At 45.7% G+C, this 15785-nt stretch carries 13 protein-coding genes; 1 reads left to right on the plus strand and 12 read right to left on the minus strand.

The features are described 5' to 3' along the window. Positions 1–9: 9 nt before the first annotated feature. The 3 genes from polA to P403_RS0103765 form a co-directional block, all read right to left on the minus strand. Positions 10–2604, minus strand: coding sequence for a DNA polymerase I (gene polA / locus P403_RS0103755; protein ID WP_029331137.1), 2595 nt, complete (start codon positions 2602–2604; stop codon positions 10–12). 213 nt (positions 2605–2817) lie between these two features. Next, entirely contained in the window at positions 2818–4551 is a 1734-nt protein-coding gene (pnpS, locus tag P403_RS0103760) for a two-component system histidine kinase PnpS (RefSeq protein WP_029331138.1), read from the minus strand. Then, positions 4548–5255, minus strand: a complete 708-nt coding sequence (locus tag P403_RS0103765; RefSeq protein ID WP_029331139.1) for a response regulator transcription factor — start codon at positions 5253–5255, stop codon at positions 4548–4550. Before P403_RS0103765 ends, pnpS begins: the two co-directional genes overlap by 4 nt. A gap of 223 nt (positions 5256–5478) precedes the next feature. Here P403_RS0103765 and P403_RS0103770 point away from each other — a divergent pair, with 223 nt between their 5' ends. Beyond that, positions 5479–5904: a divergent PAP2 family protein gene (locus P403_RS0103770; RefSeq protein ID WP_029331140.1), complete on the plus strand. Its 426-nt coding sequence runs from the start codon at positions 5479–5481 to the stop codon at positions 5902–5904. Between the two features lie 411 nt (positions 5905–6315). On the opposite strand, the gene mdh is transcribed toward P403_RS0103770, so the two are convergent. From mdh to P403_RS0103820, 9 genes are all read right to left on the minus strand, one after another. Continuing rightward, the gene (gene mdh, locus P403_RS0103780; RefSeq protein WP_029331141.1) at positions 6316–7248 is read right to left on the minus strand and encodes a malate dehydrogenase; all 933 of its coding nucleotides are present in this window, start codon (positions 7246–7248) and stop codon (positions 6316–6318) included. Positions 7249–7274: 26 nt separating this feature from the next. Further along, positions 7275–8549: an NADP-dependent isocitrate dehydrogenase gene (icd, locus tag P403_RS0103785; protein WP_029331142.1), complete on the minus strand. Its 1275-nt coding sequence runs from the start codon at positions 8547–8549 to the stop codon at positions 7275–7277. A 66-nt stretch (positions 8550–8615) separates the two neighbouring features. After that, entirely contained in the window at positions 8616–9728 is a 1113-nt protein-coding gene (gene citZ / locus P403_RS0103790; RefSeq protein WP_029331143.1) for a citrate synthase, read from the minus strand. A 217-nt stretch (positions 9729–9945) separates the two neighbouring features. Continuing rightward, positions 9946–10416, minus strand: a complete 471-nt coding sequence (locus P403_RS0103795; RefSeq protein WP_029331144.1) for a DUF441 domain-containing protein — start codon at positions 10414–10416, stop codon at positions 9946–9948. A gap of 57 nt (positions 10417–10473) precedes the next feature. Continuing rightward, the gene (pyk, locus tag P403_RS0103800; protein WP_029331145.1) at positions 10474–12222 is read right to left on the minus strand and encodes a pyruvate kinase; all 1749 of its coding nucleotides are present in this window, start codon (positions 12220–12222) and stop codon (positions 10474–10476) included. Between the two features lie 85 nt (positions 12223–12307). Beyond that, complete coding sequence (pfkA, locus tag P403_RS0103805) at positions 12308–13276, minus strand: 6-phosphofructokinase (RefSeq protein WP_029331146.1); 969 nt, start codon at positions 13274–13276, stop codon at positions 12308–12310. 147 nt (positions 13277–13423) lie between these two features. Beyond that, positions 13424–14359 (minus strand): acetyl-CoA carboxylase carboxyl transferase subunit alpha, encoded by a 936-nt coding sequence (accA, locus tag P403_RS0103810; RefSeq protein WP_029331147.1) that lies wholly within the window; start codon positions 14357–14359, stop codon positions 13424–13426. After that, entirely contained in the window at positions 14346–15206 is an 861-nt protein-coding gene (accD, locus tag P403_RS0103815; RefSeq protein WP_029331148.1) for an acetyl-CoA carboxylase, carboxyltransferase subunit beta, read from the minus strand. The genes accA and accD overlap by 14 nt, the downstream gene beginning before the upstream one ends. A gap of 21 nt (positions 15207–15227) precedes the next feature. Then, positions 15228–15746 carry a FadR/GntR family transcriptional regulator gene (locus P403_RS0103820; protein WP_029331149.1) on the minus strand — a complete coding sequence of 173 codons (519 nt, stop codon included), beginning with the start codon at positions 15744–15746 and terminating at the stop codon, positions 15228–15230. Between the last annotated feature and the right edge of the window lie 39 nt (positions 15747–15785).

A 15785-nucleotide genomic window follows, 5' to 3' on the forward strand; every position in this document is an offset into this window, starting at 1 on the left:
TCTAACCGATTATTTCGTTTCGTACCAGGAATGCCCCGCATCCCCGTCAACGCGTAACGGCACTGACAATTCGACCGTCTGCTCCATCGCTTGTTTGACGAGTGCTTTTAAAGCGTCCAGCTCTTCGTCTGGTGCTTCAAATATCAATTCATCATGTACTTGAAGCAATAAACGCGCCTTGAGTGGTGACGCTTCAAGCGCAGCATGTACATCGAGCATCGCTTTTTTGATGATATCTGCCGCCGATCCTTGAATCGGTGTATTGATTGCCGTCCGTTCTGCAAAACCACGTAAGTTAAAGTTTTTCGAATTGATGTCCGGGATGTTACGACGCCGGTTCATCAATGTCTCGACGAATCCATTCGCGCGTGCTTTTTCGATTGCAGCATCCATGAATAACTTGATTTGCGGGAACAGCTCAAAATAACGATCGATGAAGTCTTGTGCTTCTTTCCGACTGATATTCAAGTTTTGCGACAAACCGTAATCACTGATACCGTAAATGATTCCGAAGTTGACGGCCTTCGCTTGGCGACGCATGTTTCCTGTCACATCACCCGGTTCGACCGAAAAGACACTACTCGCTGTTTGTGTATGAATGTCAGCGTCGTGCAGGAATGCATCGACCAGCGTTTTATCTTCCGACATATGCGCCATGACACGCAACTCGATTTGTGAGTAATCGGCAGCGTACAGGGACCATCCGGCTTGACTCGGAACAAATGCTTTACGAATCTTCCGTCCCTCTTCAATCCGGACAGGAATATTTTGCAGGTTCGGGTTAACGGAACTGAGTCGTCCTGTTTGGGCGATCGTCTGAGCGAACCGCGTATGGATTTTCCCATCTTCTTTGATAACTTTTTGTAACCCTTCGACGTACGTCGATTGGAGTTTTTGCAGTTCACGATATAGCATGATGTGATCGATGACCGGATGGAGTGGTCTTAACTTCTCTAAGACATCTGCTGCCGTCGAATAACCCGTCTTCGTTTTCTTAAAGGCAGGAAGTTCAAGTTTTTCGAACAGGATGACGCCAAGTTGTTTCGGTGAGTTGATATTGAACGCTTCACCCGCTTGACCATAAATCAATTCCTCAAGATCCGTTAAGCGTCCTGCAAGATCATGTTGCATCTCTTGTAACGTCGCGACATCGACACGGATGCCGGTCCACTCCATTTCAGCAAGCACGCCTGACAAGGGACGTTCGAGCGTTTCATACAAGTCGAATTGTTGGTTCGCTTTGAGTTCTTCTTGTACTTTCGGGAACAATCGCTCAATCATCCGTGCTTTTTCTGCTAAATACGAATGCAACAGTTCGTCTGTCGGCACGCTACGTTTTGCGCCTTTTCCAAGGACTGCTTCTTCACTCGGTGCCATCATCGCATAATGACCGGCAATCGATGCAAGTGTTGTCCCACCACTCAAATTCAATAAGTACCCAGCGAGTAACAAGTCGTCGAAGGCTTGCAGTTTTAAACCATGTTTTCGTAATGCAAAGGCGACTTGTTTCGCATCGAGACAGATTTTTTGATGATCCGACTCAATCCACTCACGAAAAGCAGGATCTTCGACCAATTCACGAGAAGCGACATAAATTTGATTCGGTGTCGCGATACTAAAACCGATGATGTCTTCTTCCATGTAGTCTTCGCGCAACTGCTCGACGACGAGGACAGCATCCTGCACGTCTGAAGGAAGTGTCGTAATCGTCTCGATGTTCAATTGTTCCTTGTCTTCTTCCTTGACAACAGGGGCAAAACGATTCGTTAACGATTTAAACCCGAGCGATTGGAATAACGAATACGGTACTTGTGTATCGACATCACTGATCTGTAAATCCGGTAATGTGACGTCGAGCGGGACATCGAGTTTGATTGTGGCAAGTTCCTTCGACAACCGGGCAAGCTCTTCATTCGCGATGACCTTCTCTTTTTGTTTTCCTTTTAAGTCTTCGACATGCTCATATAGTCCTTCGACTGAACCATACGCAGAAATTAATTTAATCGCTGTTTTTTCGCCGATTCCAGGAATCCCGGGAATGTTATCTGATTTATCGCCCATCAACCCTTTTAAATCAATCATTTGAATCGGCTTCAGTCCACCGTATGTCTCGGCAAATAAGTCTTCCGTCATACACTGGACGTCCGTGATACCGCGCTTCGTGATCAATACCTCGACTTGATCGGTGACGAGTTGAAGTAAATCTTTATCCCCCGTGACGATCCGTGTCCGGTCTGCTGGCATCGTCCGTGCGAGTGTTCCAATCAAATCATCGGCTTCATAACGATGAAGCTCCATCATTTGAATACCGAGCGCTTCACAGATGTCACGTACGATCGGGAACTGCTCCCGTAGTTCAGACGGTGTCTTTTCTCGACTTCCCTTGTATTCTTGATACACATCATGGCGGAACGTTTCGCTCGAAGCATCAAACGCGACTAACATATGCGTCGGTTGCTCCTCTTCAAGTAATTTAAGTAACATCATCGTAAAGCCGTAAGCGGCGTTCGTGTTACGTCCTTGTGCGTCCGTCATCGGCGGCAAGGCAAAAAAGGCACGATACGTTAGTGAGTTTCCGTCAATCAATAAAAGTTTGTTTTCCATCGTCTCCGCTCCTTTGGAAGAATTTCTGTTCTTATTGTATCACTCTACACACATTTGTTCGCTAAAAACGCCATAAAAAAAGACGATTGGCTGTGAAGCCAATCGTCATGTGGTGTACGACATGGGAGCTGAACCAGTCGTTCCACAGATGATGAAGAAGGTATCTTTAGCATACACCCGCTCTGTAAAGAGAATATGAACTCACGGTGAAGTTCAGCCCTTTTTCGGTAAACGTATCGTAAAGGTCGTTCCTTGTTGCTCCTCCGACTCGACATCAATCGTTCCATGATGCAAATCAATGATGTGTTTAACGATGGCAAGACCTAACCCTGTTCCACCTGAATTACGACTTCTCGCTTTGTCAATCCGATAGAAACGTTCGAAAATCCGTTGCGTTTCTTTCGGATGTATTCCGATTCCGTCATCCTTGATTTGGAGCGTGACCATCTCTTCCCCATCTTCTAGGCTGACCCAGACATTCCCACCATTCGGCGTATAGTTTAAAGCATTGGCAACTAGGTTGACGACGACTTGTTTCAACCGATTCAAGTCTGCCCGGATGAAGACTTCCTCTTCCGTCTCGATATGAATCGTCATCTCTTTTTCTTGCGCCTTATGATGCAGCAACGTCTCTGTCTCGTTAATCAGACTTGTCACATCGACAATCGTCGTCTCAAGTTGATAGTTATCTTGTTCAAGACGCGATAACTCCAACAAGTCCTCTACTAATGTCTGCATCCGCTCAGACTCATCGTGAATGATATTCAAAAATTGTTCGCGGATTTCCGGTACGTCTTGCGCACCGTCAAGTAAGGTTTCCGCAAATCCTTTAATCGACGTCAATGGTGTCTTTAACTCATGACTAACATTTGCGACGAAGTCTTTTCGCATCTGCTCCAGCTTCTTGATTTCCGTGATGTCATTGAAAACGACGGTCGTACCTTGGACACGACCATTCTTACCGAAGATTGGTGCCGCGCTGACCATGAACGTCCGACTATTGATTCCAAAGCGGACACTCGATTGTTTCCGGTTCGGTTTTTCCGTCAAGTAAACATCTTCAATGACTTGACTCATCTTCTCATTTGGCAACACACGATAATACAGTTGACCATTTGATTTACCATGAATGTTGAACATTTCCCGATACGTCCGATTGACGAGGAGAACGTAGCCTTTTTCATCAATCAACATCAGACCGGCACCCATGTATTCAATCAACGACTCAAGTCGCGCGCGTTGCATCGCTTCACCGGACGAAGCATTTTCTAAATTACGTGCGAGTAAATTGATCGACTTCCCTAAGTCCCTTGATTCATCTGGTGAATTTAACTCATAGACACGGGATTTATAGTTTCCGTGCGATAGTTCACGTAAAACTTCCGTCGCTTCCGCTACAGGACGTAAGAACCGTTTCGTCGAGCTGTAGACGGTAAAGAAAATCATAAACAAGGACACGATGAGCGAAAGAACGATCACCGTCCAAATACGTGAGTAGATGACATCTAAGTCTTTCGTATAACGAATCAAGCTGAGGTACACTTCATTTCCACTAGCTGTCTGGACAGGTTTCGTGAACTGGAGACTCGTATCATCGGTCTTCGATTCGAACGTCCCATCCATCGGAATCGCTGAGAAATTGATCGCCCGCACATTTAATTTGGTAACATCAACGGGTGTCCCGGCAATGATTTCTCCCCGTGAGTTAAATAAAATCATATCGAAATGCGATTCTGCGTACAATTGGTCGACATACGCAGCCATCTCTTCTAACGATCGACCTTGTAAAATCGTTTCAACGAGTGATGTTTCATCCATCAACTTTTCTTTTTCGTTATTCACATAAAACTCTTTAAACGATTGTCCTAACAAAAAACCAAGCGCAATCAGCACAAGACTGATGAAGGACAACATTTTTAGTATGAATCGTTTTCGGTATTTGCTCATTCCACTTTCGGCTCCTCCATCTTATATCCGAGCCCACGGATTGTTTTAATATAGATCGGTTTTTTCGTATTCGGTTCAATCTTTTCACGTACGTGACTGATATGCACATCGACAATTCGCGTATCTCCGACGAAATCATAGTTCCAAATCGCAGATAGGAGTTGATCACGTGTCAAAACCCGACCTTTATTTTTAGCGAGGTAAACGAGCAACTCGAACTCTTTTGGTGTGAGCTCAAGGCGTTCCTCTGCTTTGAACGCTTCATAGTTATCCGGCACGATTTTGACGTCCCCGATTAAGATCGTCCCATCCGTCGTTTCTTCCGTCGCGACTTGCTGATTCATTCGGCGGAGAATCGCCTTGACACGGGCTACGACTTCACGCGGACTAAACGGTTTCGTCAAATAATCGTCTGCTCCAAGCTCAAGTCCCAGCACTTTATCAAATTCGTCATCTTTTGCCGTCAACATCAAGATTGGTGTGTTGATTTTTTGTTGGCGAAGTCGTTTACAGACTTCAAGCCCATCTAGTTCCGGTAGCATTAAATCGAGTACGATCAATGCGGCATCTTGCTTTTCCGCTAATTTTAAACCGGACATGCCATCGTGGGCAGTCTCTACAATAAAGCCAGCTTGTTCTAAATTGAATTTCAAAAGTGTAGCGATCGAGAGTTCGTCATCAACAACAATTATTTTATCTTTCAAAACAGTCGGCCTCCTCGGCAAATCTCATCTTTGAATGCGGAATTCATTGGAATCCACTTCTTCTGTCTTCATCTTAACGACTTTTCCTACTGAATCACAAATCTTTCTTGCCTTTCTTTACACAATCTTTAAGGTCAAGCTACGTCGAAAGTCAGATTTCCGTGTAAAAGCCCATCAATTCGGGAAACAATACTATACCGTCAATGAATCTGGAGGAATAGACATGGAATGGAACAGCCCTTTACTCGCTGCATTTACCGCATGGTTTATCGCACAAGCCGCAAAACTCATCACAGGTGTCATCAAGAATAAAACTTTTGATCTTGAAATCATGTTCGCATCAGGCGGCATGCCAAGTTCACATAGTTCGACCGTCGTCGCCCTCGCCGTCGTCATCGGCTTCCAAGAAGGCTTCGGTTCGTCGCTGTTCGCTCTCGCGACCATCTTTGCAGTCATCATCATGTATGACGCGACAGGCGTCAGGCAGGCTGTTGGGTTACAGGCAAAATTACTGAATGACTACTTCAAGGGAATTCGTCATGACACCCCACTATTAAACGAATTAGTCGGACACACGGAATTCCAAGTATTCGTCGGCATGTTGCTTGGTTTAGCAGTCGGTTTCCTATGGCCCGTTTTGTTCGCTTAACCAGAAAAACCCCTAACGACCATCTTTGTGCACTTAGATGTCGGTCAGGGGTTTTTTTTGAGACCTTTTGCTAACGATTGACGTTTAGAACAAAAAGAGGTGAGATATATGGCACGTTGTACGTATTGTCGACATACTTGGACAGCAAAAGAAGTCCGGAACCTCATCTTTTCGAAAGATGGAAAAGACTGTTCTTCTTTTGAGAATCGCCAGTATTTTTTAATCAAACACCAAGGATACTTACTGAGCATCGGATATTTAAATGAATTCCTTACCTTCCTCCTCGTGATCACCTTCACCTGGTACACAAGGCTTTCACAAACGAAAGAACAAACTTTTTTTAACGTAAAAACCACGCCATCCCGAAACAGTCAAGACTGTCTAGAAAGGCGTGGTGTTGTAATTTCACATTCATAAAATCGTCAGGACAGATCGAACGGTCTCCGCCGAACGGTCAAGCGATTGTTGTTCGTCTTCTGTCAATTCAAGCTCGATAATCTGTTCAAGACCATTCCCACCAATAATCGTCGGAACCCCAAAGTATAGATCGTGATAGCCATACTCTCCTTCAAGATACGCGATGGCTGGTAAAATCCGTCGCTGATCTTTTAGGATCGCCTCTACCATCTCGACGATGGCAGCCGCAGGTGCATAGTAGGCAGAACCGTTACCAAGTAACTGAACGATTTCTCCACCACCTTTACGTGTCCGTTCAACGATTGCCGCGAGGCGATCGGCAGAAATGAGTTTCTCGACCGGAATACCACCCGCTTGTGAATAGCGAAGTAACGGCACCATGTCGTCTCCGTGTCCGCCGAGAACAAATCCCGAGACGTCCTTGACGGAAACATTCAACTCCATGGCGATGAACGTCCGGAACCGTGCCGTATCGAGCACGCCCGATTGACCAATGACCCGTTCTTTCGGAAATCCTGACTCCTGAAAGACCGTATAGGTCATCGCATCAACCGGATTCGTCAAAACGATGATGATCGATTCCGGTGCATGCTGAACAATTTCTTTTGTCACCGATTTCATGACAGTTGCGTTCGTGCTGACTAAGTCTTCCCGACTCATTCCGGGTTTCCGGGCGATACCTGCCGTAATGACGACGATATCCGAGTCACTGATGTCCTTGTAGTCAGACGTTCCTTGAATCCATGAATCAAATCCTTGAATCGGAGCCGTTTCCTGTAAATCAAGTGCTTTGCCTTTTGTCGGATCTTCCAGTTGCGGCATATCGACGAGTACGATATCTCCAAGCTCTTTTTGAGCAAGATAAAGTGCTGTCGTCGCTCCCGTAAATCCACTACCGATGACTGAAATTTTCTTCCGCTTGTTCATCTTCCCATACCCCCTCTAATCCGAGATTACATGTTTTTGATGAGTTCATCCGCGAATTCAGAACATTTTACTTCTGTCGCGCCATCCATGAGACGTGCGAAGTCATATGTGACCACTTTTTCTTCGATTGATGTTTCCATCGATTTGATGATTAAATCAGCCGCTTCGTTCCAGCCAAGGTGACGGAACATCATTTCTCCAGAAAGGATGACAGAAGACGGGTTTACTTTATCAAGACCAGCATACTTCGGTGCAGTACCGTGCGTTGCTTCGAAGATTGCATGTCCTGTGATGTAGTTAATGTTTGCTCCTGGAGCAATTCCGATTCCACCGACTTGCGCTGCAAGTGCATCTGAAATGTAGTCTCCGTTTAAGTTCATTGTCGCAACGACATCAAACTCTTTTGGACGCGTGAGAATCTGTTGGAGGAAGATATCTGCAATTGAATCTTTGACAATCAATTTGCCAGCAGCTTCAGCTTCTGATTGCGCTTTGTTTGCTGCATCAGCACCTTCTTCTTCTTTGATGCGGTCATACTGGTTCCATGTGAAGACGTGCTCTGCGTATTCACGCTCAGCAAGCTCGTATCCCCAGTTTTTGAAAGCACCTTCCGTGAACTTCATGATGTTTCCTTTATGAACGAGCGTCAATGAAGCACGTTTGTTTTCAAGTGCATATTCGATTGCAGCACGGACGAGGCGTTCTGTCCCTTCTTTTGAAATCGGTTTAATTCCGAGACCTGATGTTTCTGGGAAACGAATTTTATTAACGCCCATTTCTGTTTGGAGGAAGTTAAGTAATTTTTGTGCGCCTTCACTGCCTTCTGCATATTCGATTCCTGCGTAGATGTCTTCTGTGTTCTCACGGAAAATGACCATATCAGTATCTTCAGGACGTTTAACAGGTGACGGGACACCAGTGAAATAACGAACCGGACGGAGACATGTGTACAAGTCGAGTTCTTGACGAAGAGCAACGTTCAATGAACGAATTCCACCACCGACTGGTGTCGTGAGTGGTCCTTTGATTGCGATGATGTGCTCACGGATTAGGTCAAGCGTTTCTTCAGGAAGCCAGCTACCTGTTTTATTGAATGCTTTTTCGCCTGCATAGACTTCTTTCCATTCAATTTTCTTTTCGCCGTTGTATGCTTTTTCGACTGCAGCGTCAAATACGCGAACTGCGGCATTCCAGATATCAGGTCCAGTGCCATCACCGATGATGAAAGGAATGATTGGAGCGTTAGGTACGTGCAATGTTCCGTTTGTTACCGTGATGTTTTCGCCTTGAATTGTAGCCATGTGTAAAATCCCCCTTGAATAATAGTTAACGTCAAAAAGCGGGAGAGGATTGCTCCTCTCCGTCGCTTAACGTTCGTTCATAGACACGTATGTCCGGTGCGTTTCACCAATATAATCTGCGCGTGGGCGAATGAGGCGATTGTCACTATATTGCTCTAAAATGTGCGCTAACCAACCTGACATCCGACTAACAGCAAAGATTGGTGTAAACAATTCTGTCTCAAGACCAAGTGCATGATACGTAGAAGCAGAATAGAAATCAACATTTGGTTTCAATCCTTTTTCCGACTGGACGATTTGATCAATTTTCACTGACATCTCATACCATTTCGGCTCTCCGATTTGAGCAGTCAACTGACGGCTCATCTCTTGGAGATGCTTCGCACGCGGGTCGCCGTCCTTGTAGACACGGTGACCGAAGCCCATGATTTTTTCCTTGTTCTTAAACTTATTATGAACATACTCGTCAACCTTTTCAACCGAATCAATTTCAGTCAACATTTTCATGACCGCTTCGTTCGCTCCACCGTGAAGTGGTCCTTTGAGTGCACCCATTGCCGCCGTCACACCTGAATAGACATCAGAGAGTGTCGCGACACATACACGTGCTGTGAACGTCGAGGCGTTCAACTCGTGGTCTGCATGGAGAACAAGCGCCTGATTGAAGGCTTTTTCAGCAACTTCTGTCGGCTCTTCACCCGTCAACATATACAGGAAGTTCGCAGCATACGAAAGACCGGATTTTGGTGCAATCGGATCGTGTCCCTTCTTGATACGCGCGTACGCTGTGACGAGTGTCGCGATTTGTGCTTGGAGTTTGATGGCTTTAGCGTAGTTCGCCTCTGTCGACATATCTTCAGCAGACTCATCATACAATGCGAGCTGTGATAAAGCAGTTCGGATGGCTGCCATCGCGTTCGCTGTTTTCGGAGCTACTTTTAACGTCTCAAGTACAGCCGGTGCAACTTCTGCTTCAGTAATCAAAGCTTCTGAAAGTTGCTTTAACTCATCCTCTTTTGGCAAACGATCGTTCCAAAGTAAGAAGACGACTTCTTCAAATGAGGCGTGCTCCGCCAAATCATCAATTGTATAACCACCATACGTCAACTGACCATCGATAATCGAACTGATTTTCGATGCTGTCGCGACGATTCCTTCTAACCCTTTTGTTTGAGCCATGTAAAAATCCCCCTTTTTTTCCCCCAGAAATTTAAAACGCTTTCATTTCCGTATTGAAAAAAAGACGTCTATTCAAGAGTCATTCCCCTTGCTGAAGCGTTTGCTCTCGAATAGACCATCTTGTTTCTGTCCTTAGTATAAACAAAATTAACCAAAAAGTGAACGAACTTGCATACTATTATCAAAAAATTAATTTGCCATCGTTCATTTAAGTCGGTTAGCCACTAAATGCTTTTGATATAACATCCCACATTCCAATGACGAGTGCAGCGATTCCTGCTCCTATCAATGGACCTACGGGAACACCTCTGAATAAACCGACCGCAAGAATTGTTCCGGCAAGCAGTGCCGTCGTGACGAGTGGATCTTCCTTCATCAAACCGACCCCGTGTGCAGCAACGATTGCGACGAATATTCCCGCTAAAAATGAAATGATTCCGATATGACCCCGGATGCTGTTTAACAATTCCTTAAACCCAATGTCCCCTGCCGCAATCGGCACGAGAATCGCAGCCGTGATCAATGTCACGCCCCAGGTGATCCCCTTCGCCTGCAACGATGGGAAGAGGCGACTATCTAATCCAATCGCTTTGACGATCAACAAGAAGGCAGCTGCGATGATCAGTGACTTATTTTGCGCAATGACTCCGATTAAAACAAGACCAATTAAAAAGAGATAGGCTTCCATGACGACCCCCATGTTTCGAAAAAACGGACATGGCTTTCGCCATATCCGTTTCATTGATTATGCGTTGTACAATTTCCCTGTCAATGGATCGATTGAAATCATTTGACCATCCGCGAAGATTGTCAAAGCATTTTCGACACCGACGATGACTGGTTTTCCGAGTGAAGGACCTACGATCCCAGCATGGCTTGTTAATCCGCCATCGACTGTGATCATTGCAGCTGCTAACTCGATTGCAGGCATCATGTCACGATCTGTTGAGTTCGTCACGAGAATCATACCTTTTTTTGCTTTTGCGTTCGCTTCTTCAGCTGAGTTTGCGATGACGACTTCGCCAACGACACCACGTTCGCCGATTCCACGACCGTTTGCGATTTCTTTACCAACGATATGAATTTTCAGCATGTTCGTTGTACCGGCAGTTAGAGCAGGGATACCAGCAGAGATGACGACGAGGTCGCCATCTGTGACGAATCCAGCTTCTTTTGCTGTATCAGCCGCAAGCGTCAACATATCATCCGTATTGTCAGAGAGATGATCAACGACGATTGGGTATACACCCCAGACGATGTTCAACTGACGCGCAACACGCGCGCTTGGTGTGACCGCAACGATGTTCGCCTCTGGACGGTATTTCGAAATCCGTGATGCCGTGTAGCCTGATTGCGTTGGCGTCAAGATTGCTTTTGCGTCCAAGTTGATTGATGTATGCGTCACCGCTTGAGCGATTGCATCCGTCACCGTGTGTTCGCTACGCGTTTGGCGATCTTTTAATAGTTTTTTGTAATCGAGCATTTTTTCTGTCCGCTTCGCAATCGTATGCATCATTTGAACAGACTCGATCGGGTAATCCCCTGCCGCCGTTTCGCCTGAAAGCATGATTGCATCCGTTCCATCAAGAATCGCATTTGCGACGTCTGATGCTTCGGCACGTGTTGGACGTGGGAAACGTTGCATCGAATCAAGCATCTGTGTTGCTGTGATGACTGGTTTACCATAGTGATTGCAAATTTTGATAAGGTCTTTTTGAGCTGGTGTTACTTCTTCAGTCGGAATCTCGATTCCAAGATCACCACGTGCAACCATCAAACCGTCTGAAATCGCGATGATTTCTTCGATGTTGTCGAAACCTTCTTGGTTTTCGATTTTCGGGAAGATTTTAATGTGGCTCGCATTGTGTTTTTCAAGCAATTGACGAATCGCCACAACATCAGACGCACGACGGACGAATGAAGCAGCGATTAAATCGATGTCACTCTTGATTCCGAACTCGATGTCCGCGATATCTTTATCTGTCAAGGCCGGTAAGTTAACTTTTACGTTCGGTAAGTTAACACCTTTTTTCGTTTTGATGATTCCTTCGTTTTCGATGTCACACAGAAGTTCACGATTCTCGAGTTTCTCTGCGACACGAAGTCCGATCAATCCATCATCTAACATGATCATCGAACCGACTTCGACATCATCATACAAACCGTCATATGTTACAGAGAATTTATCTGCTGTACCGACGATTTCGTTTGCGTCACCGCTGACGACGATGACTTGTTTGCCACGGACGAGAAGCGCTTTTCCTTCTTCAAACGTATGCGTCCGAATTTCAGGACCTTTTGTATCCAAAAGGATTGTGACTAATTTGTTAGCTTCTTCAGCTGCACGACGGATATCCGTGATACGTGCACCGTGCTCTTCGTAGTCACCGTGTGAGAAGTTCAAACGAGCGACGTTCATTCCTGCTTCAATCATTTCTGGAAGACGTTTTTCTGACGCCGGTCCAATCGTACATACAATTTTAGTTCTGCGCATATTCCATAAACCTCCTACAATGTTTGGCCGTTTGTCAACAGTGCCAATAAACCTAACCAAAATGACCTCAAGTATTAAAGATATATTAAATTGAAAGTTGTTTCGACAATTCTAAGATATCAAGATCGAGTACATGTTTGTTTTCATCTAATGCTTCGTCAATATCAAGATCCATCATTTTACCACCACGGACGCCAACAACACGTCCCTGTTTACCTTCAAGTAAAATGTCGATTGCGTAAGCGCCCATCCGGCTCGCAAGTACGCGGTCAGCAGCTGTTGGCGCTCCACCACGTTGAACATGACCTAACACGGTAACACGTGTATCAAGCCCTGTCTCTTTTGCGATTTCATCCCCAACATCTTGCGCCCGACCTGCACCTTCAGCGACGATGACGATCGAGTGTTTTTTACCACGATTGACACCACTTTGAATACGATCGAGGACTTCTTTTAAATCTTCTGGACGCTCTGGAACAAGAATCGACTCTGCCCCACCTGCTAATCCAGCATAGAGTGCGATATCTCCAGCATCACGACCCATGACTTCGATGACATATGTCCGCTCATGCGAAGATGCCGTATCCCGGATTTTATCGATTGCTTCGAGCGCTGTATTGAGCGCTGTATCAAATCCAATCGTATAATCCGTTCCTGGAATATCATTATCAATCGTTCCCGGAAGACCGATTGTCGGGAAACCAAGCCCCGTCAGTTTTTGAGCACCACGGTACGACCCGTCGCCACCTACGACGACAAGTGCGTCAATTTCAAACTTCTTCAAGTTGACGACTGCTTTCGCACGTCCTTCTTCTGTGCGGAACTCAGGACAGCGAGCTGAACGAAGGAACGTTCCTCCACGCTGAATAATGTCGCCAACCGACCCAAGGTTCAATTGGACGAGATCTCCATTGATTAAACCTTGATATCCATTGTAGACACCAAATACTTCTAGGCCATGAAAAATTGCTTTACGTGTAACAGCACGCACCGCAGCATTCATCCCGGGTGCATCTCCACCACTTGTTAAGACAGCAATCCGTTTTAAACTCACGTTAATCACCTCTCTATTAATCTGAATCTAAAATAGCACGTTGTTTTCTTGTTTTACAACAGGGCAGATTGCATAAACTTGAACCGACAGTTTGTTCAGCCTATCACGAAATAAGGAATCCCAACCATGATAGCGATTACATGCCCCTTATGTGCCAATCCGGTGATATTTTTCTGTGCGCTTCTCAATCAGCTGTTCTGATGTTAACTGTGTAAGATACGCAAGCTTCTGTTCTAGTACAACTTTTAATTTGTCCGCCTGTAATGAAACATCTAAATGTGCCCCACCAATGACTTCAGGAATGATTGCATCCGCAATCCCTAGACGCAATAAATCGGGTGCAGTAATTCGCATTGATTCCGCCGCTTGTTCTGCAAGACTTGCATCTTTCCAAAGCAGAGCAGCTGCACCTTCAGGTGATATGACAGAGTACGTTGAGTTCTCGAGCATCAACAGTTCATCACATACACCGATACCAAGCGCTCCACCAGAACCGCCTTCGCCAATGACGATCGAGATGATCGGCACTTCCATGCCAGCCATTTCAAAGAGATTTTTCGCGATCGCCTCGCTTTGGCCGCGCTCTTCCGCTGCACGACCCGGGTAAGCCCCTTTCGTATCGATGAACGTAATGATTGGACGGTTGAACTTCACGGCTTGTTGCATGAGTCGAAGTGCTTTTCGATATCCTTCCGGATGAGGCATTCCAAAGTTTCGGCGGATGTTTTCCTTCGTATCCTTACCACGCTGATGGCCGATGATTGTTACAGGTCGACCGTTCAGCATCGCGATTCCGCCAACGATTGCAGCATCATCATATCCATGCCGATCGCCATGAAGTTCAATGAAGTCGTCACAAATCCGCTCGACGTAATCAAGCGTCGTCGGTCGTTCAGGATGACGTGCCAACTGCACACGGTTCCACGCTTTCATATTCCCATAAATATCGAGTTCTAATCGACGTAATCGTTCTTCGAGCAAATTCAGCTCTTCTTTAAAATCGAGACCTTGCGTTTCCGCCATGTCGTGAAGTTCTAATATTTTCTCGCGTAACGCGATGACTGGTTGATCAAATGGTTGCATGATTTGTTCCCTCCGCGTGCATCATCAGAATTCGTTTATAGTAGGTCTTCAAATCGTGTCGTGATACGACATCATCGAGTTGACCCGCTTGTAGTAGAAATTCCGACGTCTGGAAATCCTCCGGCAATTTTTCTCGAATCGTTTGTTCGATGATCCGTCGTCCTGCAAAACCAATCAACGCGCCCGGCTCTGCAATGTTGTAATCTCCAAGCATCGCAAAACTAGCTGAGACACCACCTGTCGTCGGATGAGTCATGCATGAGATGTAGAGGAGTCCGGCATCCGAATGTTGCTTCAGGAATAAACTTGACTTCGCCATCTGCATTAAACTGACCATGCCTTCTTGCATCCGTGCCCCACCTGAAGCAGAGAAAATCGTTACAGGCAATCGGTGTTTCGTTGCATACCGGACTGCTTCTGCAATCGCTGCTCCAACTGCCGCCCCCATCGAACCCATCCGAAAGCGAGCATCCATCACACACGCAACGAGTGGATGACCATCCACCGTCCCGACACCACAGACGATGGCTTCTTCAAGACCTGTCCGCACTTGATCGCCCTTCAATTTTTCTGGATAATCTTGAAATTGAAGCCGGTCTGCTTTTACTTTCGGAAGATCAAAATATGTGATGCTACCGTCATCAAATAGTTGCGAAAAACGTTCCTGCGCCGTCAAAGGATGGTGATATCCACATGTACAGACACGCAAGTTGGCTTCAAGTTGTTTCGTATATTGGATTAATTTACATTTTGGACATTTCGTCATCAGTCCGACTGGGACGTCGACCCGTTGCTCTTTCGTCGTCAACGTCACGAACTTTTTAGGTTTTCGAAAAAATGCTTGCACGTTAGTTCCCCCTTGTAGTTCCTAAGAGCGTTTCAGGAGTGCTTCCCGTTCCGCTCGCGTATAGAGTTCCCCTTGACCAAAACTTTGATAAAATGCATTCACTTGTCTCCAAATCCGCTCGAACAAATCATTTTTCACCGTATTGATCAACGTTTCTCGAAACGCAGTATCTGAATCGAGATGTTCTTCCAAAAACGTATAATCGTCCAACTGGGCAATAGCAGATTGTTCAAGTAAGCGAAGTGTTCCTGCTAAATCTTCAAATTTCGAGTCGCCGGTCACTAAAAATTGGGCAATGATTTGAATATAGGTATGGTCGTCACGATTTAAAAGAAAGCTTCCTCCACCATGTCTCGTCTCGATGATTCCGAGATAAGCAAGCGTTCGCAATGCTTCCCTGACGGACGGTCGGCTGATTGCTAGTCGCTCAGCCAACTCACGTTCAGATGGGATTCGATCTCCCGGAACTAATCCATCCTGCTCAATCATCAATTTAATTGCCGCGATGTTCATTTCAAAAGCGTTTCGCTTTTTCTCCATTTTTACGGCACCACCTTTCTGACGTACCCGTCATTACAT

This window comes from Exiguobacterium oxidotolerans JCM 12280 (assembly GCF_000702625.1).
Taxonomy (GTDB): domain Bacteria; phylum Bacillota; class Bacilli; order Exiguobacteriales; family Exiguobacteriaceae; genus Exiguobacterium_A; species Exiguobacterium_A oxidotolerans.

What these genes read in the sequence shown, in the direction of transcription:
- polA (WP_029331137.1), bottom strand. Translation starts at nt 2,604, where the DNA reads ATGGAAAACAAACTTTTATTGATTGACGGAAACTCACTAACGTATCGT.
- pnpS (WP_029331138.1), bottom strand. Translation starts at nt 4,551, where the DNA reads ATGAGCAAATACCGAAAACGATTCATACTAAAAATGTTGTCCTTCATC.
- P403_RS0103770 (WP_029331140.1), top strand. Translation starts at nt 5,479, where the DNA reads ATGGAATGGAACAGCCCTTTACTCGCTGCATTTACCGCATGGTTTATC.
- mdh (WP_029331141.1), bottom strand. Translation starts at nt 7,248, where the DNA reads ATGAACAAGCGGAAGAAAATTTCAGTCATCGGTAGTGGATTTACGGGA.
- icd (WP_029331142.1), bottom strand. Translation starts at nt 8,549, where the DNA reads ATGGCTACAATTCAAGGCGAAAACATCACGGTAACAAACGGAACATTG.
- citZ (WP_029331143.1), bottom strand. Translation starts at nt 9,728, where the DNA reads ATGGCTCAAACAAAAGGGTTAGAAGGAATCGTCGCGACAGCATCGAAA.
- P403_RS0103795 (WP_029331144.1), bottom strand. Translation starts at nt 10,416, where the DNA reads ATGGAAGCCTATCTCTTTTTAATTGGTCTTGTTTTAATCGGAGTCATT.
- pyk (WP_029331145.1), bottom strand. Translation starts at nt 12,222, where the DNA reads ATGCGCAGAACTAAAATTGTATGTACGATTGGACCGGCGTCAGAAAAA.
- accA (WP_029331147.1), bottom strand. Translation starts at nt 14,359, where the DNA reads ATGCAACCATTTGATCAACCAGTCATCGCGTTACGCGAGAAAATATTA.
- P403_RS0103820 (WP_029331149.1), bottom strand. Translation starts at nt 15,746, where the DNA reads ATGGAGAAAAAGCGAAACGCTTTTGAAATGAACATCGCGGCAATTAAA.